The following is a 20906-nucleotide window of genomic DNA, read 5'->3' as shown; positions in this document are numbered from 1 at the left end:
CCGATGAACGCACCCGCCGCCGCCCGACCGCCCGGCCTCGACTCGAAGTGGACGGTCTCCTTCATCAAGTGGATGTCGAAGATCAACGTCGTGCTGTACCGGCGGACGGGCGGGCGACTGGGCAGCAAGTGGCGGGTGGGTAGTGCCTTCCCCCGCGGGTTGCCCGTCTGCCTGCTCACCACCACCGGACGGAAGAGCGGCGAGCCGAGGATCAGCCCGCTGCTCTTCCTCGAGGACGGCGACCGCATCATCCTCGTCGCCTCGCAGGGCGGCCTCCCGAAGCACCCGATGTGGTACCTCAACCTGCGCGCGAATCCGGAGGTGACCGTCCAGGTGAAGTCGCGGGTGCGGCCGATGACCGCCCACGTGGCGGATCCCGAGGAACGTGCGCGCCTGTGGCCGCGGCTCGTCGACATGTATCCGGATTTCGACAATTACCAGGCCTGGACCGACCGCACGATCCCCGTCGTGGTCTGCGCCCCCCGATAGCGCGTGTATGTACCGCCGGGTAACGGGTGCCATGTCGGAGGACTTCTTGCAGTATTGACGCGTACGGACTTGTACGACGGCCGAGGGCGAGGAATTGCAGACATGAGTACACAGGTTCAAGATCGGATCCACGACCGTCGAGAGCTCACCGCGGTCCTGCTGCGTGCACTCGAGCAGCGCCACGAGGTTCTCGACGCCATCGTCGACAGTGAGGACCACGCCGAGGCCCTCACCACCGTCGCCGGACTCCTCGACACGTCCGAGGCGTACGCGGAAGCCGTCCTCAACCTGACGTTCCGCCGTCTCACCAAGGTCGAACGGCTCCGCATCCAGACGGAACTGAAGGACCTCGACGCCACACTCGAGTGGACGTCGACGGACCGGCCGGCGAGCACCGGGCGGAACTTCCGCCTCCGTCCGTTCACCGAGACCGAGGAAGACGCCGAACTGTTCCGGCGCCGCTGCGTCGAGCAGGTCGACGACGCGGGCACACAGTGGTCCGAGGAGCGGGTCGAGAAGGAACGCACCGAAGGCCTGACCCGTGTCGACGACGAGTCCGCCGCGTGGTTCGTGTGTGAGGACACCGCGGAGAACACGGCCGTCGGCATGGTGTTCGGCGAGCTGTCGGGACGCGAGGTCGACGTCGCCATCTGGATCTCCCCCGACGCCCGGAAGAAGGGCTACGGCACCGCGGCCGTGAAGCACAGCCGTCAGGAACTCGCCGCGGAGTTCCCGGGAACTGTCCTGGTCGTCCGCGCTCCCGCCTGACCCACACGTGAGTGGCGAAGCGTGCGGGAGCGCGCTTCGCCACTCACGTGCGGTGGTCGGGGTCGCGCTGTGTGGTGAGGCCCTGGGCCCAGCGGTAGTCGGGCTTGCCGCTCGGGGTGCGCTGGACGGTGTCTTCCACCCACACCAGGCGCGGAATCTTGTAGCCGGCCAGGCTCTGCCGCACGTGTTCCTCGAGTCCGGCGAAGTCGACGCCCCGCCCGTCGCGCGCCTGCACCACCGCCGAGACCCGGTGCCCCCACCGTTCGTCGGGGACGCCGACGACGATGGCGTCGTAGACGTCGCGGTACGCCTTCACCGCGCTCTCGACCTCCTCGGCGAACACCTTCTCGCCGCCGGTGTTGATCACCATGTTGCCGCGGCCGAGCAGGGTGATCGATCCGTCGGCCTCGATCCGCGCGCGGTCGCCGGTGACGACGACCGGTCGCCCGTCGACCTCCCGGAAGATCTCCCGCGTCTTCTCCGGGTCGTTGTAGTAGCCCAGCGGGACGTACCCGCCCTTCGCGAACCAGCCGTCCTTCCCCGACCCCGGCTCGACAGGAACGTCGTTCTCGTCGATCACCAGGGCGTACCGTCCGGGAGGCACTCGGGGCCCACCCACCTGCTTCTCCCCCTTGGTCGCGAAACCGATTCCGCCGAAACCTGTCTCCGACGCGCCGATCGAATCGGAAACCAGCAGGCCCGGGAACGCGTCGAGGAAGGCGTCCTTGATCACCGGCGAGAACAGCGCGGCCCCGGATGCCACCACACCCAGACTCGACGTGTCGGTGCGCGACGGCTGATGCGCCTCGATCAGCGGCCGTCCCATCGCGTCGCCGGTGATGATCAGGATCTGCACCTTGTGCCGTTCGACGAGCTCCCACGTCCGCTCGGCGTCGAACTTCGATTCCAGCAGCACGGTGTTCCCGCTGAACAGCGCGGTGAACGTCGGCATCATCGCGGCCGCGTGGATCAACGGCGGCAACGCGAACCACAGGGTCGGCTCCCCCTGCGACCCGACCCGTGACTGCTGGTACTCGTCGTCGATCGCGTCACCGGTGTAGAAGTCGAGACCGCCCGCGAGGACGCGCCAGATCGCCTCGTGCGTCCACACCACACCCTTGGGACGTCCGGTGGTGCCGCCGGTGTACATGATGAACAGGTCTTCGGAGCTGCGTTCGCCGAAGTCCCGGTCGCCACTGCCGGACAGCGCCTCCTCGTACGGCACCGAGTCGCTGGGCACGCCGGCGCCGCCGAGATCGTCCTCGACGACGACGGTGTGCCGGATCCGCGGCAGCGAGGGCAGGACTTCCGCGATGCGCGGCGAGTAGATCCGATGGTGGACCACGGCGTCGAGTTCCGCGTTGCCGTAGACGTAGGCGAGTTCGTCGCTGGTGTAGCGGTAGTTGATGTTGACCGGGACCGCACGAATCTTGTACGCCGCGAGCAATGTCTCCATGGTCTCGATGGAGTTGTGCAGGTGCACGCCGATGTGCGAATCGACGGTCAGCCCGACTTCCAGGAAGTGGTGGGCCAGCCTGTTGGCGCGGTCCTCCAGTTCGCGGTAGGTGACGCGACGGGCGCCGCAGATCAGCGCCACCCGTTCCGGCATCGCGTCGACGGAATGCTCGAAGAGGTCCGCAAGGTTGTAGGCCACGGGGGGCGTCCTCTCTCAGACGACTGTGAGTGGTAGGGGTATTCCTCGATCGGTGAACGCGAAGTCGGCTCCCGTGCTGAACCGGGTGAGCGCCACCTCGGGTGCCTCCTTCGCGGGCGGCTCACCGATCACGATTTCCACGGTCAGCGCCGCATCCGTCTCCTCGACCACCTGCACCGCGAAGCGCGGCGACACCCCGCGCACGAGCGCAGTCAACGGCCCGAGGTGCTCGGCGTCGATCATGGACGGCCACGCCCCGTCCTCCCCGGCTCCGCAGTCCCTGCCGAGGGTCAGCAGCATGCGGTCGCCGAGCGTGACCGTGACGTCCACGTACTGACGGGGGTTGAACGCCGGATGCACGGCGAGGACGACAGCGAGGCCCTCGAGGTCCGCGGGCAGTCCGAGCGCGTTCCGGATCCGCTCCGACGTGAGGCCGGCGATGCCGGTGAGTTGCTTGCGGGCGATGTCGAGCGCGGATTCGGCATCGGTGCGGGCCCGCACCGCGAGCAGGAAACCGAGCGTAAGCAGGTGCTGCTGCACGCACACCTCCTCCGCCATCCGAGTCAGAGCCGAATGGGAGAAGTCCGGGAACCGCAGATCGTCCAGGAGCGCGCCCGCGTAGTCGTGCTGCCCCGGCCCGCCGGTGTCGACCGGCGACAACTCGACCGTTGCCGCCCGCGACTTCCCCACCGTCACCAACCCTTCCGGAATCGGGGGTGGCACGTGGGCCTCGTCGATGGTGACCGTCCAGAGGCAGTGCGGTGTCCGGTCCGCAGGCCTGCGGGGCGGACGGTGCACGGGACGCACCTGCGCATGCGGGTTGGTCGCCAGTGCGGTGGCGTCGAACGTCGGGTCCTCGATGTCGTGGCACATCGCCGTGACGTACTCGTCGCCCATCGGTTCGACGTCCATCAACGCGCCGCAGTGATCCAGCCAGAACTCGCCGTGATCGTGATCGGTGACGCGGTACCGAAAGTCCATGAACTGGGGCGGCGCACCGATGTCGAGTTGCAGACCCTTGAAGATCGTCACGACGCCGTTGCCCTCGAATCCCAGCGCGCGTTGCATCCGCCGCGTGTAGAGGGGGCTCGACGCCATCCACTCCTCGATCGCGACCTGCGTCATGCCCTCGCGACCGAACGCCCCGATCAGGTGCGGCATACCGGAGCGGTCGATGAGATGACCGCACAGGAGCAATTCCGGCACGAGAATCGCGAGATCCTCGCGGGACAGATCGGCGAACGACGCCGGAACCTTCACCGTACTCACCACAGCGGAACCGGGGCCTTGCCGACCGGATACCACCCCGGCAGCCGACCGGACGTCGCGCGCTGGATCCGCGCGTTCATGCCGTCCGACATCGCGTTGTTCGTGATCATCTCGAGGAACAGGCTCGAGACGTTACCGAAGTCGAAGAAGTCACGCTGCCACGACCATTGGAAGTTGCCGCCGTACCGGAACCAGCTGCCGCCGATTCCGGTGACCTGATAGTGCGTGCCGTCGTCGCGGGTGCGTTCGGACACCTGCTTCCAGAATCCGATGACGTCGCCGCTGCGATCGTCGATGACGAACTGCTGGTACGGGTACTGCCAGCCCTCGAGCCCGTCCATTTCCTGCCCGAGCGCCAGGTCGCGGATCTCGTCCCGGCCCACGGCCATGAAGTCGTCCTTCGGGCCGTAGTTCCATCCGTACGTGGCGTCCTCGGTGTACATCTCGGCGAGCGGCTTCCAGTCGCCGAGCGACTCGCAGCGCTTGTTCTCGTCCACCCAGCGCTGCACCATCTCATCGAGCTCCGCACGATCGAACTGCAACGCCGGGCCGATCCTTCGATCGAACTGTGTCATCGGGTATCTCCTTCGGAGTCGTTGTCCGCGAGGATCCGCAGGGCCTGGGTCGGGCAGAAGCTCACGGCGCTCTCGACTTCGGCGCGCAGGTTCTCGGGTGGGTCGGTGTCGAGGATCTCGACCTTGCCGTGCTTCGGGACGACGAAGACATCGGGTGCCTCCATCTCGCACACGGCATGACCCTGACACAGGTCGAGATCGGCTTCGACTTTCATCACGTGCTTCGCTTCCGGTACCTCACCGTGCACGGCTGCTGCAGCTGCACCACCATCTTGCTGTGATCGTTGCGGTACGTCTCGGAGGGTTGCGCCATCTCGAACTCCCAGTCCTGCAGGAGAATCGAGAAGATCGCCTTCAACTGCATCAGCGCGAACGCGGCCCCGACGCAGCGGTGCCTGCCTGCACCGAACGGAATCCACGTCCAGCGGTTGACGATGTCTTCCTGGTTGGGGTCGATGTAGCGCTCGGGATCGAACGTGTCCGGGTTCGGGAAATCCTCCGCGATCCGGTTGGAGATCGCGGGCGTGGCCGCCACGAGGTCGTTCTCGGCGATCCGGTAGCCGCCGACCTCGAACTCACCCCGCGCGACGCGCAGCAGGATGATCAGCGGCGGGTGCAACCGCAGCGTCTCCTTCAGCACCGCTTCGAGTTTCGGGATCTGCCTGAGCGCCCCGAAACTGATGTCGGAGCCGTCCGAATAGAGGTCGTCGAGTTCGGCGACCACCTGTTTGGCGTAGTCCGGGTGCCGCAGCAGCTCGATCAGGGTCCAGGCCGCGGTGCCGGACGTGGTGTGGTGCCCGGCGAACATCATCGAGATGAACATGCCGGTGATCTCGTCCGCCGTGAAGCGCTCGTTGCCGTCCTCGTCCTTGATCGAGACGAGCACGTCGAGCATGTCCCGATCCTCCTTGCCCTGAGGGGGGTTCTCGATGCGCCCGTTCATGATCTCCTGGACGAGGGCCACCAACTGCACCCTCGCCTCGTCCCGCCGGCGGAAGCTCTCGATCGGGGCGTAGGCGTCGACGTATGCGATGGGGTCGGTGCCCTGCTCGAGCTCGTGGTAGAGGTGCGCGAACCGGCCGTCGAGCTGCTCCCGGAACTTCGTACCGATCAGGCAGGCCGAGGACGTGTAGATGGTCAGCTCCGCGAAGAATTCGAGGAGGTCGATCTCCCCCTCGTCGCCCCACTGCGCCACCATGCGGTCGACCTCGTGGGCGATCGTCGCGGCATGGCCCTTCATCTGCTCGCCGCGCAACGCCTGGTTGTGCAGCATCTCCTTGCGGCGCTCGGGGCTCGCGTCGAACACGACTCCCTCGCCGAAGATCGGCTTCATGAACGGGTAGGCGGCCTGCTGGTCGAGATCCTCGTCGGTGGAGCGGAAGAAGAATTCCTTGGCCTCGGCGCCGGACAGCAGCACCACTTTCTTGTCGGCGAGCTGGAAGACACCGACGTTGCCGCACTCCTCCCGGACGCGGCGCATCAGCGCGATCGGGTCGGTGCGCAATTCTTCGAGATGTCCGTGCTCGTGCTCACCACCGGACACACGTTGCGGGGTAGCCAGGTTCATTCTCCATCCTTTCGCAGGGGCGCCTCGGGCTGCACTTCGATCAGCACCAGGTGTGCGCCGCGCGGCGCACTGACGGCGGCGACGACGGCGTCGGCGATCGCGGAGGCGCGCAGGAAGTACGAGTGCCGGGCGAATCCCCATTTCGCCCAGTCTTCGAGGACGGGTCCGATGACCTCCTCGGTGGTGTTCATCCCCATGGATGTCTGGGTGGGGCCCGGACGCACGACCGATGCCCGGACACCGGTGCCTTCCAGTTCCATTCGCATCTGCCGGCCCATCATCTCGACGCCGGCCTTCGCGGCGTTGTAGGCGCCCATCCGGGGCCGGGGGGTGTCGGCGCAATCGGATCCGATCAGGATGAAATCTCCGCGCCGGCGTTCGATCATGCCGGGAAGGAGGCGGTGCGCGAGACGCTGCGCACCGACCAGATGAACGTTGACCTGGCCCAGGAACTGGTCGGGGTCCATCTCGTGTGCGACGGAGAACTCCAGGTCACCTGCCCCCGACAACGCGATCTCGGTGGGGCCGAGCGCTTTCTCCGCCGCGGTGACGAATTCGTCGACGGATGCGGTGTCGGTGACGTCGAGGTAGTGCGCGAACGCTTCTCCCCCGTTGCTGCGGATCTTCTCCGCGATCTCCTCGCATTCGGCCACCCGGCGGGCACCGAGCGCGACGGGGTGACCGGCCTCGGCCAGCGCATAGGCCGTCGCCGTGCCGATTCCCGAAGAGGCCCCGGCGACGACCGACGGGCGTCGCTGCGGGTTGGGCTCGAACCTAGGCATCGCGAACCTGCACTTTCATGGGGAGGGTGGCGAAACCGCGCACGTTGGTCGAGTGGACGCGCGCACTGTTCGCCTCGTCGATGTCGTAGTCGTCGATGCGGGAGACGAGTTCGGTGAGCGCGATTCGCGCTTCGAGCCTGGCCATGTGGGCGCCGAGGCAGAAGTGGGTGCCGCCGCCGAAGCTCGCGAGCTTGTTGGACGTGTCCCTGCCGATCCGGTATTCGTCGGCGTCCTCGAACACCGCCGAGTCGCGGTTCGCGGAGCCGATGAGGATCAGCACCTTGTCGCCGGCGGGAATCGTCCGGTCGTGGAAGTCCAGGTCGACGGACGCCGTCCGGGCGACCATCTGGCTGGACGTGTCGAAACGCAGGGTCTCCTCCACCCACTCCGGCACTCGACTCGCATCCTCGAAGACCTGCCTGGCCTCGCCCGGATAGCGGAAACCCCAGTACAGCGCGTTGCCGAGGAGTTTGGTGGTGGTCTCGTTGCCTGCCACCACCATCAGGAACATGAACGCGATGACCTCGTCGTCGGTGAGCCGGTCGCCGTCGATCTCAGCCTCGAGCAGTGCGGACGTGAGGTCCTCGGTCGGCTTTCTGCGGCGCTCCGCCAGCATGTCGGCGTAGTAGCCGACGAGGTAGAGCGACGCCTCCATCGCGGCGTGGGGCACGTCGAGAACGCCTTCCTCGCGGTGCACCACGAGGTCGGCGAGCCGGCGGAGTTCCACGCGGTCGGCCTCCGGCACCCCCATCAGTTCCGAGATCACGTCCATCGGGAGCTTGCCGGCGAACTCGGCGATCCAGTCGAACTCGCCCGCCGCGAGCGCCGGGTCGAGGTACTGCCGGGTCAGATCCAGGATCCGCCCCTCGAGTTCGTTCACCCGCCTCGGCGTGAAGCCGCGGGACACCAACTGCCGCATCCGCATGTGCCGCGGATCGTCCAGCGCGAGAAAGGACATCGTCTTGTGGGCGTGCGGTCCGTACGCCGCCGGGTCGAGCGACACCCCGTTCGCGCTCGACAGGCGCTGGTTGTCGCGGAACGCCGCGACGACGTCCTCGTGCCGGGACAACGCCCAGAAGTCGAGTTCCTCGTTGTAGTAGAGGGGTGCCTCTTCCCGCAGTCTTCGATACGTGACGTACGGATCTTCGTGGAAGCCATAGTCGTACGGATTGAACGTCACCGGATTGTGTGACACCCCGGGCATCGAGGCTGCGGTCATGGCATCTACTCCAGAATCAGCTTGGCGGAAGTTTCGAGTCGATCGGCGAATTGGGCATAGGACCCGTATCCCATTCCCGCGCGGACCAGGCCGCCGGCGTACAGCAGCTCCAGTGCCTCGAGGACGTCGGGATCGTGGCCGTCGCCCAGTGCGGTGGCGAGCCGGTCGCGGATCTCCAGCCCGATGCGGGCGCGGAGGTGCTCCACGTCGGGGTCGCGGCCGAGCAGCGCGTTGGTGACGGCTCCGGCGAGTTCGGGTTCGTCCGCCACCAGGAGAGCGATGTGACGGAGCACGGCGACCACGCGTCCAGTGCGATCGAGTCCCTCGTCCACCGGCTGCGGCGAGGCGGCGAGACGCCGCCAGAAGACCTCGGCGACGAGGTGCTCCTTGGACGAGAAGTACGTGTAGGCCGTCGCGGGCGCGACCCCGGCGATGCCGGCCACCGAGCGAACGGTGAGTCCCGCGAATCCCTCTTCACGCAGTACTTCGACTGCCGCTTTGGTGAGGCGGTCGACGGTATCGGCCTGCTTCTCGGTCAGACGGCGGCGGGTGGACTCGAAATTCATACTACTGGACACGTGTCTGGACGCTACTACAGTTACCGGCGACTGGCAACGAAAATCGGACTCTCACACCGGACTGCGCGGGTGAATTCGCACGGGCATCGTCTTGATGCCGCTGATGAAATTCGACCGCAGCCGGGCGACCGGGCCAGTGGGTTCCACCCGGTCGATCCGCGCGGCGAGAGTCTCGAACAGGATCTTCAATTCGAGCCGCGCCAGGTGGGCGCCGAGGCAAAAGTGCACCCCGCTACCGCCGAACGCGATCTGCGGGTTGGGGCTCCGGCCGATGTCGAACCGGTACGGCTCGTCGAAGACGTCCTCGTCCCGGTTGGCGCTCGGGTAGTAGATCACCACCTTGTCGCCGGCCCTGACCAACTGATCGCCGATGTAGGCGTCCCGGGTGGCGGTTCGCCGGAAGTCCATCACCGGGGTCACCCACCGCAGGATCTCCTCCACCGCACTCGCAGCCAGTTCCGGCTCGGACTGCAGTCGTCGCCACTGATCGGGATGATCGATGAAGGCCTGCATCCCACCGGCGGTCGCGTTGCGCGTCGTTTCGTTCCCCGCCACCACGAGCAGGACGAAGAACATGTTGAATTCCATCTCGGTGAGCGTGTCGCCATTCCCGTCCGGCTGCACGAGCCTGGTGACGATGTCGTCGCGGGGCTCGATGCGGCGTTGCGCTGCAAGCTCGTTGGCGTACAGGAAGATCTCCGCCGCGGCCATCTCACCGTCGGCCTGGGTGGTGCCGTACTCGGGGTCGTCGAAGCCGATCATCCGGTTGGACCAGTCGTAGAGCCTGTCGACGTCCCCGGCAGGCGCACCCAGCAGCGCCGCGATGACCTCGAGCGGCAACGGCGCTGCCGCCTCGGGAACGAAGTCGACGTCGCGTGCGTCGAGAAGCCGATCGACGATCCGCGCACAGATGTCGCGGATGTGCCCCTCGAGCACTTTGACCGTGCGCGGGGTGAATCCGCGGCTGACGAGCTGCCGGAGCCGGGTGTGGTCGGGAGGGTCGAGGTTGACGAGCATGGCGGCCTGCTTCGCGCGGGTCTGCTCGTCGAAATCGTCGATCTGGGTGGTGCCCACCGCCGACGAGAACGTCGCGCTGTCGCGGGACACGGCGACGACGTCGGCATGCTTGGTCACCGCCCAGAACCCGGTGCCGTTCTCCTCGGGCTGCCAATAGACGGGTTCGCTCGCCCGCAGATGGTCGAAGAACGCGTAGGGGACCCCTTCCGCGTAGACGTCGGGGGATTTGAGATCAATCCGAGACGCGGTCATACACTGCTCCTCGATCGATAAACGAATGGGATGCGTCTTAAACTACACACTTTCATTTATAATGGAAGCCCTTATGCTGGACCCATGATGAAAGGGCAAAACGGACCGATCCGACGTCGCACACTCACGCGAGACAAGGTCGTGGATGCCGCGATCGAGATCATCGACGAACTCGGCTGGGAGCCACTGTCGATGACGAGTCTCTCCGCCCGGCTGAACGTCGTCACCGCGTCGCTCTACAACCACGTCCGCAACCTCGACGACATCCGCGGTGCCGTCCAGGTGCGCACCATGGCGGAACTCGGTGCCCACCTGCGCGAGATCGCCATGGGCCGAAGCGGTCCGGACGGCCTTCGTGCGCTCGTCGACGCGCACCGCGTCTGGGCGACCGAGCATCCGCATCGGTATCAGACGCTGACCACCAGCCCGGTGGACCGGGACGCCTTCATCACCGCGGCACTGGACGCGAACACAGCGCTGCGCACGATGCTGGCGTCGTGCGGACTGCCGCCCGAGGACACCCTCGACGCGGCAGTGAGCATCTTCGCCGCGATGCACGGCTTCGTGATGCTGGTGAACACCGACTTCCTCGGCGACGAACTGGACCTGGACTCGATCTACGAATCGGTGCTGCGCGGAGCACTGTCCAGCGTCGGGTGGCCGGAGCGAACGCACACCCCGTCCTGAAAGGCCACCACCCCTCCTGCTGCCGTTCTCAGGCCCAGGCGTCAGAAGGGTTCGGCCGCCACGTCGAGATCGCCCAGATCACCACCACGTCGAGCGCGATGATGAGCACCGACCACCACGGGTAGTGCGGCAGCCACAGGAAATTGGCCACGATCGAGATCGCGGCGATCACGATCGCCGACACCCGGGCCCACGCGGCGCCGGTGAACAACGCGAGGCCGGTCACCGCGACCAACGCACCCAGCACGAGATGGATCCAGCCCCACACCGTGAAGTCGAACTTGTAGAGGTACTCCACCCCCACCACGAACTCCTCGTTCTCATAGACCGCGGCGAGCCCTTGGAAGAACTGCAGGAGTCCGACGGTGACCATGATGACCGCTGCACCCATCGCGGTCCCCGCCGCGACGCCCTGTTTGACCGACGAACTTTCGGACATGACGCCCCTTCCTCGCCGCAACCCACTGCCGGGTGAATTCATTGTCCGCCGATTCGGTGTGCGTTCGCGTCGGAACCGCGGGGTTTCCCACCCACCTGGAATCGGATTGCTCCGGCCGAGGAGGCCACCCGACACAGCCTGCGAGACCGTTCGGTTGCCGCGAATCCCTCGCGCGCCCCGGCCGCTTCGCTCGGTCCACAACTGCGCACCGAAAGTAAACGAACCGAATCGAGGCGATGTTCGCCGATCCCGACAACCCCGGCTCGGACGGCACCGACTCGGAGTCGTCGCCCACCTGAACTCGCCACGCATGCTCATCCTCGGTACTGCGAGGAAACCGGGCGAGCTCATCACTCGAATTCGGGGGCCCGCCCACCGCCCCACAACTGCTCTGTGAGGTCCTGGAAGCACACGAACGTGACGGGGTCATCCTTCCTGCGCAACACCGACCTGCTCACCGCTGCACGCACAACGAAACCTTCGCGATGGGCGAGTTCGATTACCTTTCCCGCAAAGTCCCGCAGCAACGCCACCGATGCGGGGCCGCCCGACGACGACGCCGGAACGACCACGTCCGCGACCGAGCACCCGGCGAACCAGTGCTCGGGGTACCCCAGCATCCGCTCGAGCGCCGGGTTGGCATGCACAATCACCCCCTCTTCATCGACAGCGAGGGCGGGAACCGGAAGCCGCTCGAGCAACCTCAGTGCCGGAAGCTGCTCCAAATAACCCAGCGCGGTGTTCGGGTCCGACCGTCGCCTGTCCCTACCCGGCCCTGCCGACGCCCACCTCCGTCTCCCCCAGCGGACCAACACATCGAACCGTGCCAGACCGAACAGTGGAGGCAACGTCGATCGTCGGCCAGATCGTCGAATTATCGTTGCCCGCGATCGTCCGTCACCAGCACATTCACCAGGAGGACACTGTCGAACAATTTTGGTGCAAAACAACATACATTCTCTCCGTGCGTAATTCCGATACAAAGCGCTCGGCTATCCGCGGGCCTCTGCGTCAGCTTCATTGGGCCGCTTTCGCCCAGGCACAAGTCGATTCCACGAGCCGCTATCCGCCGCCAGAGCGACGTGATTACCGAGAGTCGTTGCGCTCGTCTTATTTTCGACCTTGATCCGTACGCGGCGTCGCCCGCCGTGTGCGGCGGGACGACTTCACTCGCCCGTGTGGGACGCGGGTTCTGCCGATGTAGGCGTCGAGTTCCCGCGGCGTGATGCATTCCATAGTAGCGGCACGGAATCCGAAAGACTTATCCCTACGGGACGTAGGCCTGATCTTTCCGGGACACGCCGCCGGCCGCCTACGACGAAGTCTCGGCCCCTGTGATGCCGGACAATTCAATCACCGCTCACCGTGAGCGGAACCCACCAACTTCGCGAGCTCGTCGAGCGACCACGGCGGCTCGGTCTCGTGGTCGCGGTAGGCCAGCACAGTCGGAGCCGGCCGGTCGAATCTGCCGACGAAGCACCCTGATCCGGCGAAGATCCCGCCGGTGATGCCGGCGGCGAGGTCGCTGGCCAGGAACGCGTACAGCTGGGCGACGTAGTCGGCGGGTGCCGGATGCAGCGAGCCGTAGCGCGTTGCGTCGTCGAGCATCCCCCGCCTGTGCAGTTCCTCGATGTGCTGCTCGTACTCCGCTCCCACGGACAGGCGGGTCTTGGCACCGGGGCACACGACGTTGGCGCGGACGCCGGATCCGGCCAGTTCGGCCGCGATGGCGAGGGTCAGACTGTTGACCGCTCCCTTGCCGGCGGGATATCCGGTTCCGCCGTAGTCACCGAGGAACGCGAACGAACTCGTGTTCACGATCGCTCCGCGCCCCCGTTCCGCCATCAGGGGCGCCGCGGCCCGGCATGTGCGGAACGTCGCCGTCAGGTGCGCATCGACGAGTTCGCGCCACTGCTCGTCGGTGACGGTGAGGATGGACGACCCGGCGGGCTCCGCGACGCCGGCGCAGTTGATCAGCACATCCACCTGGCCGAACGCACATTCCGCGGCGTCGACCAGCGCCTCCGCGACGCCGTGGGCGGCGGCCGATCCAGCCACCGCGATCGCCCGGCCACCACCGAGCACGATCTCGTCGGCAACCTTCTCCGCCGCGTCCGGATCACGGCCGTTGACCACCACGCCGGCTCCCTCCGCCGCGAGCGCGTGCGCGACGGCCCTGCCGATCCCCCGGCTCGAGCCGGTGACGACGGCGCCTCGCCCGTCCAGCCGTCTCACGTCGCGTGAATTCATCGCACCTCCGTCGAACTCGTCATTGCGGCATCCAGTTGTTCAAACTATAGTCCAGACACATGTCCAGTTTTCGGAGATCGCTGTGACACTCACCCGATTCGGAAGCGAAAATCCATGACTCTGCGCCCCACCGACAGCTCTGCTCTCCTGATCGACGGCAAACTGATTCCCGGTTCCGGCGGCACGTTCGAGGTGATCAACCCGGCCACCGAGGAGGTGCTCGGGAGAGCCGCCGACGCCACCGCGTCCGACATGGACGCCGCGATCGCCGCGGCCCGGCGGGCCTTCGACGACACCACGTGGTCCCGCGACCACGCCTTCCGCACCCGCTGCCTGCGGCAGCTGCGCGACGTGCTGCAGTCCCACATCGAGGAACTGCGCGACATCACCATCGCCGAAGTCGGCGCCCCCGCCTTCCTCACCAGCGGACCGCAACTCGAAGGCCCGGTCGCCGACCTCGGGTATTTCGCGGACCTCGCCGAAAGCTATTCCTGGGAACAGGATCTGGGCATCGCCGAGCCGATGGGCATCAAGACCCGCCGACGCGTTCTCAAGGAGGCCGTCGGCGTCGTCGGGGCAATCACGCCGTGGAACTTCCCGCACCAGATCAACTTCGCCAAGATCGGCCCCGCACTCGCGGCCGGAAACACGGTGGTCCTCAAGCCCGCGCCCGACACTCCCTGGTGCGCCGCCCTCGTCGGGCACCTGATCGCCGAGGAGACCGACCTCCCGGCCGGCGTGGTCAACATCGTCACGTCGAGCGACCACTCCCTCGGCGCTCAGCTCTCCACCGACCCCCGCGTCGACCTCGTGTCGTTCACCGGTTCGACCGCCACGGGCAAGGCCGTCATGGCGGCGGCGTCCGAGTCGCTGAAGAAGGTGTTCCTCGAACTCGGCGGCAAATCGGCGTTCATCGTGCTCGACGACGCCGACCTCGCGGGTGCGTGCGGGGTCGCCGCGTTCACGGTGTCCACTCACGCGGGGCAGGGCTGCGCCATCACCACCCGGCTGCTCGTTCCCCGCGACAGGTACGACGAGGCGGTCGAGGCCACGGCCCGGACCCTCGGCGGATTGCACGCGGGCGATCCCGCGAAACCCGGCACCATCTGCGGTCCCCTCATCTCCGCACGGCAACGCGCCCGCGTCGAGGACTACCTGCGGCTTGCGCGGGAGGAAGGCGGCACGATCGTGGTCGGTGGTGGCCGACCGGCCGATCGGGACCGTGGATTCTTCGTCGAACCCACCCTGATCGCCGGCCTCGACAACACCGCCCGGGTGGCTCGGGAAGAGATCTTCGGACCCGTGCTGGTGATCATTCCCCACGACGGCGACGAGGACGCGATCAGCATCGCGAACGACTCGCCGTACGGGCTGTCCGGGTCGGTGTGGGGCACAGACCCCGCACGCGTGAAGCGAGTAGTCGACGGCGTGCGCACCGGAACGCTCAGCGTCAACGGTGGCGTCTGGTATTCCGCCGACGCCCCGTTCGGCGGTTACAAGCAGTCCGGAATCGGCCGCGAGATGGGCGTGGCCGGATTCGAGGAATACCTGGAAACCAAGCTGGTCGCGGAACCGGCCCAATAGTACGCCGGCGAGCCGGCCCGACAACACAGGAGTCAATCGATATGGGACGTTTCGACGGGAAGACCGTCATCGTCACCGGCGCCGCACAGGGCATCGGCGAGGGCTACGCGCGTGCCCTCGCCCGCGAGGGCGCGAACGTGGTGGTGGCCGATCTCAATGCGGAGCTCGGTGAGACCGTGGCCAAGCAGATCAGCGCGGACGGCGGGACTGCGGTGTTCAAGGACGTCGACGTCGCCGACGAGGATTCGGCGAAGCAACTCGCCGAGTTCACGGTCGAGAAGTTCGGCGGCATCGACCATCTCGTGAACAACGCCGCGATCTACGGCGGTATGAAGCTCGATCTCCTCATCACCGTGCCGTGGGACTACTACAAGAAGTTCATGGCCGTGAACTTCGACGGCGCCCTCAACGTGACCCGGGGCCGTGTGGCCGCACATGAACAGCGGCGGTGGCGGCTCCATCGTCAACCAGTCGTCCACGGCCGCCTGGCTGTACTCCGGCTTCTACGGCCTCGCGAAGGTCGGGATCAACGGCCTCACCCAGCAACTCGCCCACGAGGTGGGCGGCATGAACATCCGGGTCAACGCCATCGCGCCCGGACCGATCGACACCGAAGCCACCCGCACCGTCACGCCGGGAAATATGGTGGCAGACATGGTCGAGACGTTGCCGCTGAAGCGGATGGGCACCCCCGACGACCTCGTCGGCGCCTGCCTGTTCCTGCTCTCCGACGAGGCGAGCTGGATCACCGGGCAGATCTTCAACGTCGACGGCGGACAGATCTTCCGGTCATGACCACGACCGAGCAGGTATCCGTCGGCTACATCGGCCTCGGCAACATGGGTGCGCCCATGGCGAAGCGGCTGCTGGACCGGCCGGGAGGGCTCATCGTGTGCGACACCCGGCCGGAGGCGCTGGAGCCGTTCGGCAAGGCGGGCGCGAAGGTGACGTCGAGTCCGCGGGAGGTGGCGGAGAACGCGGACGTCATCTCGGTGACCGTGCTGAACGACGAGCAGGTCCGCGCGGTCGTCACGCAGCTCCTCGACACCGCGCGGCCGGGCACCGTCGTGGCGGTGCACTCCACCATCAGCGACGTCACCGCCGTCGAACTCGCCGACCGCTGCCGTGCGCACGGCGTCGACCTGATCGACGCGCCCGTCAGCGGCGGCGCACCCGGTGCGCACAAGGGGAAGCTCGCCGTCATGGTCGGGGCGAGCGACGACGCGTTCGAGAAAGTGCGGGAGCCGTTCGGGCACTGGGCCGAACTCGTCGTACACGCCGGAGACGTGGGCGCGGGAACGCGGATGAAGCTGGCCCGCAACCTGCTTCACTTCGTCTCGTTCACGGCCGCCGCCGAGGCGCAGCGGCTCGCCGAGGCCGCCGGTCTCGACATCACCGAACTCGGAAAGGTCGTCCGGCACACCGACGCGATCACCGGTGGCGCCGGAGCGATCATGCTCCGCGACACCACCGACGCTCTCGACGAGACCGACAACTGGTACCCGATCATGACCCATGTCCGGGACCTCGGGGAGAAGGACCTGTCGCTGGCGATCGGGCTCGGCGAACGACTCGACGTCGCGCTGCCGCTCGCCCGACTCGCGCTCACGGGCCTGGGTCCTGGACTCGGCGTCGACAGCACCGTCGACAAGAAGGAGCAACCATGACCGACGACACCCGCACCCGTGGCCTGGCCATGATGGAGAAGGTCTACGGATTCGAGATGCAGGACGGGCCCGGCGCGCATTTCGCCGTCACCGCCGACCACCTGTTCGCCGACATCTGGTCGCGGCCCGGGCTGAGCATCCGCGACCGCCGGCTTCTCCTCCTCGGTGCGCTCACCGCACAGGGGCTCGTCGACGTGGCCGAGATCCAGGTGGGGGCGGCCCTGCACAACGAGGAACTGGACGAGGACCAACTCCGGGAGATCGCGCTGTTCCTGTGCCACTACGTGGGCTGGCCGTTGGGGACGAAACTCGACTCGATGATCGGCGGGGTGCTACACAAGCGGAAGAAAGCGGCCAGAGCGGCCGCCCCGGACGCAGAGGCCACATGAGCACCGAACACCTGACACCAGAGCTTCTCCGACTCGCCGACTCCACCCCCGGCTTCATGCCGGAAGACGAGGGGACGGCCCTGCACGACGCCGCGATGCAGTACCTGACCCCCGGCGGGGTGGGCGTCGAGATCGGCACGTACTGCGGTCGTTCGACGATCTATCTCGGGGCGGCGGCGAAGGCGCGGGGCGCCCGCATCGTCACCATCGATCACCATCACGGTTCCGAGGAGCATCAGCCCGGCTGGGAGTACCACGAACCGGCGTTCGTCGACCCGCACACCGGCCTGCTCGACACGGTCGGCCGGTTCCGGCACACGATGGCCGACTCCGGACTCGAGGAGTACGTCGTGGGTGTGCTGGGCCGGTCGTCGACGGTGGCGACGTTCTGGCGCACTCCCGTGAACTTCGTCTTCATCGACGGCGGACACACGTCGGAGGCGGCGTCGGCGGATCTCGAGGGGTGGGCGCCGTGGGTGAACGTCGGCGGCGCCCTGGTGATCCACGACGTGTTCCCGGACCCCGCGGACGGCGGACGACCACCGTTCGAGATCTACGAACGGGCTTTGGGGACAGGGCAATTCAAGGAGACGTCCGTCACCGGGTCGCTGCGTGTTCTCGAGCGGGTGGGCGGTCAGACGGGCGAACCGCTGGCGTGACAATAGTCGCCACAGCGGTCGAGGCCGATCGGTAGTCCCACGGGCAGCGCCGCGTCCCGGAAGATTCCGTGTCCGGGCGTGGTGCGGGACAGCGCGTCCGCGGCGAGGATCATCGCCCCGCCCGTCCACGTGGTCTGCTCGACCGGCCACCGCTTGCCGTCGCTGTAGACGAGCCCCGTCCAGTACGAGCCGTCCGGATCCCGCAGGTGCTGCATGGCGGCGAACTGTGCGAGCGCGCGAGTGTGTTCCCCCATCGCGTCGAGAGCCAGCACCAGTTCGCACGTCTCGGCGCCGGTCACCCACGGCCGGTGGTCCACGCAGCGGATACCGAGTCCCTCGACCACGAAGTCGTCCCACCGCGACGCGATGCGGTCCGACGCGACCTCACCGCGGACGGCGCCCCCGAGGATCGGGTAGTACCAGTCCATGGAGTACTCGTCCTTGATCGCGAACGCCTCCGGGTGCTGCCTGATCGCGTGGCCCAGCGTGTATTTCGCGAACTCCCATTCCGGTTGCGGGTCGTCGACCAGCCGGGCGAGGAGCAGCCCGCAGTGCAGGCTGTGATGGATGCTGGAGTTCCCGGTCAGCAGCGCCTCGGGGCAGTCCTGACCGTTCTCGCCGCGGGCCCACCAGATTTCTCCGCTCGACGACTGCATGTCGACGACGAAATCGAGACCACCCTGCACGGACGGCCACAGGGTGTCGACGAAATCCCGGTCACCGGTGATCAGGTAGTGGTGCCACACCCCCACCGCGAGGTAGGCGCAGAAGTTGCTGTCGGAATCGTGATTCTCCACGGCCCCGTCGCGGAACTTCATCGGCCACGAACCGTCCGGGCGTTGCGTCCGCCGCGACCACTCGTACGCGCCCACCGCCTCGTCGATCAGGCCGGCGGCAGTGAGGGCCATGGCGGATTCGACGTGATCCCACGGGTCGGTGTGCCCACCGGGAAACCACGGCAGCGCCCCCGACGACTCCTGCGCTGCCGCGATCGACCGTGCTGTCTGCCTGACCTGGCTCTCCGACAACACGTTCGGTACCGACGGGACGCCGGCGGCTCTCACCGCGGCGCCTTCACCACGCTCGGTTCCCTCGGCTTCTCGAGGTAGAACACGACGCTCTTGCCGACCACGGGGTTGAGGACCTTCTCGGCGGTGCGCGTGAGCCAGGGGGCTTTCATCATGTCCCACACCAGAACCTGGTGGTAGGCCTTCGCGAGGGGGTTGTCGTTGTTCTCCACCCCGACCGCGCACTTGAGCCACCAGTACGGCGAATGCAGGGCGTGGGCGTGATCCCGGCCCCGGACCTGCAGGCCGGCGGCCGTCAGCTTCTCCGCCAGCTCGTCGGCGCGGTAGATGCGGACGTGGCCACCCTCCACCTCGTGGTACGCGTCGGACAGCGCCCAGCAGATCTTCTCCGGAAGCCACCGCGGAACCGTCACCGCCGCAACACCACCCGGCTTGAGGATGCGGGTCAGCTCGGCGATGGCGCGGCCGTCGCGGGGCATGTGTTCGAGGACCTCGGAGATGAGGACGACGTCGAACGTCGCATCCTCGTACGGCAGGTTCAGCGCGTCGCCGACCTCGACGCGGGCGGAGGCACCCGCCGGGACCTCACCGACCTCGGCCATCGCCACGAACATCTTCTCGACGTCCGCGAGTTCGTCGGCGTTCTGGTCGAAGGCGATGACGTCGGCGCCGCGTCGATACAGCTCGAACGAGTGCCGTCCGGCGCCCGCCCCGATGTCGATCACCTTGTCGCCGGGCTTCACACCCAGCCGGTCGAAGTCCACGGTCAGCACGGTCGGCCTCCTTCACGGGTCTGCGCTATCGCTTCGGCATACGTCTGCGCGGTTCTCGCCGCCACGGCGGCCCAGCTGTAGCGCTCGAGCACACGTCGGCGGCCACCGTCGCCGAGCCGGGCCCGGCGCTGCGGATCGTCGAGCAACGCGCCCAGCACGTCCGCGAGTTCCTGTGGGTCGCCGGGCGTCACCAGCACACACGCCTCCTCGTCCGTTCCCACCACCTCGGGAATGGCGCCGGCGCGGCTCGCCACCAGCGGGGTGCCACACGCCATCGCCTCGACGGCGGGCAGCGAGAAGCCCTCGTACAGCGACGGGACGCACGCGACGTCGGCCGATGCCAGCAGCGACGCCAGTTCGGCGTCGTCGATACCCGACACCGTCCGGACGACGTCGCCGATGGCCAGCTCCTCGATGAGCTTCTCCGTCACTCCCCCGGGTGCGAGTTTGGTGACCAGCACCAGTTCGACGGCCCGCTCCGTGTGCACCTTCGCGACCGCCTCGAGGAGTGTCGACACCCCCTTGAGGGGCATGTCGGCGCTGGCGACGCACACGACGCGGCCCGGAACCCGGGCGGCGGCCGGGGGCCGGAAAACCTCGGTGTCCACGCCCAGTGGGATGGTCTGCAGGTTGTCGGCGGGAACGTCGAAGGCCGCGCTGATGTCGTCGGCGGAGGACTGCGACACCGTCAGCAGCGCGGGGATGGCACGCGCCACCCGCTTCTGCATGCGCAGGAAGCCGTACCAGCGCCGGACCGTCACCTGGCGCCACCATTTCGCCGACGCCAGGTCCAGTTCGCGGTCGCGGGTGATCGGGTGGTGGATGGTCGCGACGACCGGAAGTCCGGCCTTCTGGAGCTGCAGCAGCCCGTAGCCGAGGCACTGGTTGTCGTGCACCACGTCGAACTCGTCGGCGCGCTCCTTCAGCAGTCGCGCCGCGCGGAGGCTGAACGTGAGCGGCTCCGGGAAACCGGCCGTCCACATCGTCGCGACCTCCAGCACGTCGACGGCGTCGCGGAACTCGCGTGGGTGCGGCGTTCTGAACGGATCCGGCTCGCGATACAGGTCGAGGCTGGGGACCTTCGTCAACGTCACCCGCGGGTCGACGTCCGGGTACGGCTGCCCCGAGAACACCTCGACCTGATGACCGAGTTCGACCAGCTCACGGCTGAGATGGCGAACGTACACACCCTGCCCACCACAGTGGGGCTTACTTCGATACGACAAGAGTGCGATGCGCACGGACTTCGGCCTCTCCTCG

22 protein-coding genes and 1 pseudogene are annotated in these 20906 nt (G+C 67.2%); 8 read left to right on the top strand and 15 right to left on the bottom strand.

The window, feature by feature from the left end:
- Nucleotides 1–3 precede the first annotated feature (3 nt).
- Nucleotides 4–489, top strand: coding sequence for a nitroreductase family deazaflavin-dependent oxidoreductase (locus QM806_RS22015; protein WP_054245855.1), 486 nt, complete (start codon nucleotides 4–6; stop codon nucleotides 487–489).
- 102 nt (nucleotides 490–591) lie between these two features.
- Nucleotides 592–1257 carry a GNAT family N-acetyltransferase gene (locus QM806_RS22010; RefSeq protein ID WP_005563770.1) on the top strand — a complete coding sequence of 222 codons (666 nt, stop codon included), beginning with the start codon at nucleotides 592–594 and terminating at the stop codon, nucleotides 1255–1257.
- 43 nt (nucleotides 1258–1300) lie between these two features.
- On the opposite strand, the gene QM806_RS22005 is transcribed toward QM806_RS22010, so the two are convergent.
- The 9 genes from QM806_RS22005 to QM806_RS21965 form a co-directional block, all read right to left on the bottom strand.
- Entirely contained in the window at nucleotides 1301–2911 is a 1611-nt protein-coding gene (locus QM806_RS22005; protein ID WP_005563769.1) for an acyl-CoA synthetase, read from the bottom strand.
- Nucleotides 2912–2926: 15 nt separating this feature from the next.
- The gene (locus QM806_RS22000; protein WP_169692886.1) at nucleotides 2927–4183 is read right to left on the bottom strand and encodes a hypothetical protein; all 1257 of its coding nucleotides are present in this window, start codon (nucleotides 4181–4183) and stop codon (nucleotides 2927–2929) included.
- Nucleotides 4177–4755 (bottom strand): Cif family virulence factor, encoded by a 579-nt coding sequence (locus QM806_RS21995; RefSeq protein WP_169692885.1) that lies wholly within the window; start codon nucleotides 4753–4755, stop codon nucleotides 4177–4179. Before QM806_RS21995 ends, QM806_RS22000 begins: the two co-directional genes overlap by 7 nt.
- Nucleotides 4752–4970: a ferredoxin gene (locus tag QM806_RS21990; protein WP_283292813.1), complete on the bottom strand. Its 219-nt coding sequence runs from the start codon at nucleotides 4968–4970 to the stop codon at nucleotides 4752–4754. The genes QM806_RS21995 and QM806_RS21990 overlap by 4 nt, the downstream gene beginning before the upstream one ends.
- Entirely contained in the window at nucleotides 4970–6322 is a 1353-nt protein-coding gene (cyp51, locus tag QM806_RS21985) for a lanosterol 14-alpha demethylase (RefSeq protein WP_283292809.1), read from the bottom strand. Before cyp51 ends, QM806_RS21990 begins: the two co-directional genes overlap by 1 nt.
- On the bottom strand, nucleotides 6319–7104 hold the full coding sequence (locus QM806_RS21980) for an SDR family oxidoreductase (protein WP_005262926.1): 786 nt from the start codon (nucleotides 7102–7104) through the stop codon (nucleotides 6319–6321). Before QM806_RS21980 ends, cyp51 begins: the two co-directional genes overlap by 4 nt.
- Entirely contained in the window at nucleotides 7097–8323 is a 1227-nt protein-coding gene (locus tag QM806_RS21975; RefSeq protein WP_005563765.1) for a cytochrome P450, read from the bottom strand. The genes QM806_RS21980 and QM806_RS21975 overlap by 8 nt, the downstream gene beginning before the upstream one ends.
- A gap of 5 nt (nucleotides 8324–8328) precedes the next feature.
- Complete coding sequence (locus QM806_RS21970; RefSeq protein WP_007300914.1) at nucleotides 8329–8889, bottom strand: TetR/AcrR family transcriptional regulator; 561 nt, start codon at nucleotides 8887–8889, stop codon at nucleotides 8329–8331.
- Nucleotides 8890–8952: 63 nt separating this feature from the next.
- A complete protein-coding gene (locus QM806_RS21965) occupies nucleotides 8953–10170 on the bottom strand; it encodes a cytochrome P450 (protein ID WP_005262930.1) in 1218 nt (405 codons plus the stop codon).
- An 84-nt stretch (nucleotides 10171–10254) separates the two neighbouring features.
- On the opposite strand from QM806_RS21965, the gene QM806_RS21960 reads away from it, so the two are divergent.
- Nucleotides 10255–10857, top strand: a complete 603-nt coding sequence (locus QM806_RS21960) for a TetR/AcrR family transcriptional regulator (RefSeq protein WP_005563761.1) — start codon at nucleotides 10255–10257, stop codon at nucleotides 10855–10857.
- Nucleotides 10858–10885: 28 nt separating this feature from the next.
- Here the strand turns inward: QM806_RS21960 and QM806_RS21955 are convergent, their stop codons facing one another.
- From QM806_RS21955 to QM806_RS21945, 3 genes are all read right to left on the bottom strand, one after another.
- Nucleotides 10886–11296 carry a DUF7144 family membrane protein gene (locus QM806_RS21955; protein ID WP_005262932.1) on the bottom strand — a complete coding sequence of 137 codons (411 nt, stop codon included), beginning with the start codon at nucleotides 11294–11296 and terminating at the stop codon, nucleotides 10886–10888.
- A 350-nt stretch (nucleotides 11297–11646) separates the two neighbouring features.
- Nucleotides 11647–12111, bottom strand: a complete 465-nt coding sequence (locus QM806_RS21950; RefSeq protein ID WP_169692891.1) for a PAS domain-containing protein — start codon at nucleotides 12109–12111, stop codon at nucleotides 11647–11649.
- A 538-nt stretch (nucleotides 12112–12649) separates the two neighbouring features.
- Entirely contained in the window at nucleotides 12650–13546 is an 897-nt protein-coding gene (locus QM806_RS21945; RefSeq protein ID WP_005563758.1) for an SDR family NAD(P)-dependent oxidoreductase, read from the bottom strand.
- Between the two features lie 114 nt (nucleotides 13547–13660).
- On the opposite strand from QM806_RS21945, the gene QM806_RS21940 reads away from it, so the two are divergent.
- From QM806_RS21940 to QM806_RS21920, 5 genes and pseudogenes are all read left to right on the top strand, one after another.
- The gene (locus QM806_RS21940) at nucleotides 13661–15130 is read left to right on the top strand and encodes an aldehyde dehydrogenase (protein WP_005563756.1); all 1470 of its coding nucleotides are present in this window, start codon (nucleotides 13661–13663) and stop codon (nucleotides 15128–15130) included.
- A gap of 41 nt (nucleotides 15131–15171) precedes the next feature.
- A pseudogene (locus QM806_RS21935) lies at nucleotides 15172–15925 on the top strand (SDR family oxidoreductase).
- Nucleotides 15922–16797 (top strand): NAD(P)-dependent oxidoreductase, encoded by an 876-nt coding sequence (locus tag QM806_RS21930; protein ID WP_005563754.1) that lies wholly within the window; start codon nucleotides 15922–15924, stop codon nucleotides 16795–16797. The pseudogene QM806_RS21935 and the gene QM806_RS21930 overlap by 4 nt, the downstream one beginning before the upstream one ends.
- Nucleotides 16794–17186 (top strand): carboxymuconolactone decarboxylase family protein, encoded by a 393-nt coding sequence (locus QM806_RS21925; protein ID WP_005244588.1) that lies wholly within the window; start codon nucleotides 16794–16796, stop codon nucleotides 17184–17186. The genes QM806_RS21930 and QM806_RS21925 overlap by 4 nt, the downstream gene beginning before the upstream one ends.
- Nucleotides 17183–17845: a class I SAM-dependent methyltransferase gene (locus QM806_RS21920; RefSeq protein WP_133986074.1), complete on the top strand. Its 663-nt coding sequence runs from the start codon at nucleotides 17183–17185 to the stop codon at nucleotides 17843–17845. The genes QM806_RS21925 and QM806_RS21920 overlap by 4 nt, the downstream gene beginning before the upstream one ends.
- Here QM806_RS21920 and QM806_RS21915 read toward each other — a convergent pair.
- Genes QM806_RS21915 through QM806_RS21905 form a run of 3 tightly spaced genes read right to left on the bottom strand, consistent with a single transcriptional unit; the run spans nucleotide 17821 to nucleotide 20887 of the window.
- Nucleotides 17821–18909 (bottom strand): prenyltransferase/squalene oxidase repeat-containing protein, encoded by a 1089-nt coding sequence (locus QM806_RS21915; protein ID WP_005563753.1) that lies wholly within the window; start codon nucleotides 18907–18909, stop codon nucleotides 17821–17823. The genes QM806_RS21920 and QM806_RS21915 overlap by 25 nt on opposite strands.
- Entirely contained in the window at nucleotides 18906–19646 is a 741-nt protein-coding gene (locus tag QM806_RS21910; protein WP_169692883.1) for a class I SAM-dependent methyltransferase, read from the bottom strand. The genes QM806_RS21915 and QM806_RS21910 overlap by 4 nt, the downstream gene beginning before the upstream one ends.
- On the bottom strand, nucleotides 19640–20887 hold the full coding sequence (locus QM806_RS21905; RefSeq protein WP_005262944.1) for a glycosyltransferase family 4 protein: 1248 nt from the start codon (nucleotides 20885–20887) through the stop codon (nucleotides 19640–19642). The genes QM806_RS21910 and QM806_RS21905 overlap by 7 nt, the downstream gene beginning before the upstream one ends.
- Nucleotides 20888–20906 lie beyond the last annotated feature (19 nt).

Origin of the sequence: Rhodococcus sp. IEGM 1351 (assembly GCF_030056875.1) — a bacterium.
In the GTDB taxonomy this organism is placed as follows: domain Bacteria; phylum Actinomycetota; class Actinomycetes; order Mycobacteriales; family Mycobacteriaceae; genus Rhodococcus_F; species Rhodococcus_F opacus.
The sequence above is the reverse complement of the archived record's forward strand: the minus strand, read 5'-3'. Positions and strand labels throughout refer to the sequence as shown.

Coding starts and splice junctions, on each gene's coding strand:
- QM806_RS22015 (WP_054245855.1), top strand. CDS start 4: ATGAACGCACCCGCCGCCGCCCGACCGCCCGGCCTCGACTCGAAGTGG.
- QM806_RS22010 (WP_005563770.1), top strand. CDS start 592: ATGAGTACACAGGTTCAAGATCGGATCCACGACCGTCGAGAGCTCACC.
- QM806_RS21995 (WP_169692885.1), bottom strand. CDS start 4,755: ATGACACAGTTCGATCGAAGGATCGGCCCGGCGTTGCAGTTCGATCGT.
- QM806_RS21990 (WP_283292813.1), bottom strand. CDS start 4,970: ATGAAAGTCGAAGCCGATCTCGACCTGTGTCAGGGTCATGCCGTGTGC.
- cyp51 (WP_283292809.1), bottom strand. CDS start 6,322: ATGAACCTGGCTACCCCGCAACGTGTGTCCGGTGGTGAGCACGAGCAC.
- QM806_RS21980 (WP_005262926.1), bottom strand. CDS start 7,104: ATGCCTAGGTTCGAGCCCAACCCGCAGCGACGCCCGTCGGTCGTCGCC.
- QM806_RS21975 (WP_005563765.1), bottom strand. CDS start 8,323: ATGACCGCAGCCTCGATGCCCGGGGTGTCACACAATCCGGTGACGTTC.
- QM806_RS21970 (WP_007300914.1), bottom strand. CDS start 8,889: ATGAATTTCGAGTCCACCCGCCGCCGTCTGACCGAGAAGCAGGCCGAT.
- QM806_RS21965 (WP_005262930.1), bottom strand. CDS start 10,170: ATGACCGCGTCTCGGATTGATCTCAAATCCCCCGACGTCTACGCGGAA.
- QM806_RS21960 (WP_005563761.1), top strand. CDS start 10,255: ATGATGAAAGGGCAAAACGGACCGATCCGACGTCGCACACTCACGCGA.
- QM806_RS21955 (WP_005262932.1), bottom strand. CDS start 11,296: ATGTCCGAAAGTTCGTCGGTCAAACAGGGCGTCGCGGCGGGGACCGCG.
- QM806_RS21945 (WP_005563758.1), bottom strand. CDS start 13,546: ATGAATTCACGCGACGTGAGACGGCTGGACGGGCGAGGCGCCGTCGTC.
- QM806_RS21940 (WP_005563756.1), top strand. CDS start 13,661: ATGACTCTGCGCCCCACCGACAGCTCTGCTCTCCTGATCGACGGCAAA.
- QM806_RS21930 (WP_005563754.1), top strand. CDS start 15,922: ATGACCACGACCGAGCAGGTATCCGTCGGCTACATCGGCCTCGGCAAC.
- QM806_RS21925 (WP_005244588.1), top strand. CDS start 16,794: ATGACCGACGACACCCGCACCCGTGGCCTGGCCATGATGGAGAAGGTC.
- QM806_RS21920 (WP_133986074.1), top strand. CDS start 17,183: ATGAGCACCGAACACCTGACACCAGAGCTTCTCCGACTCGCCGACTCC.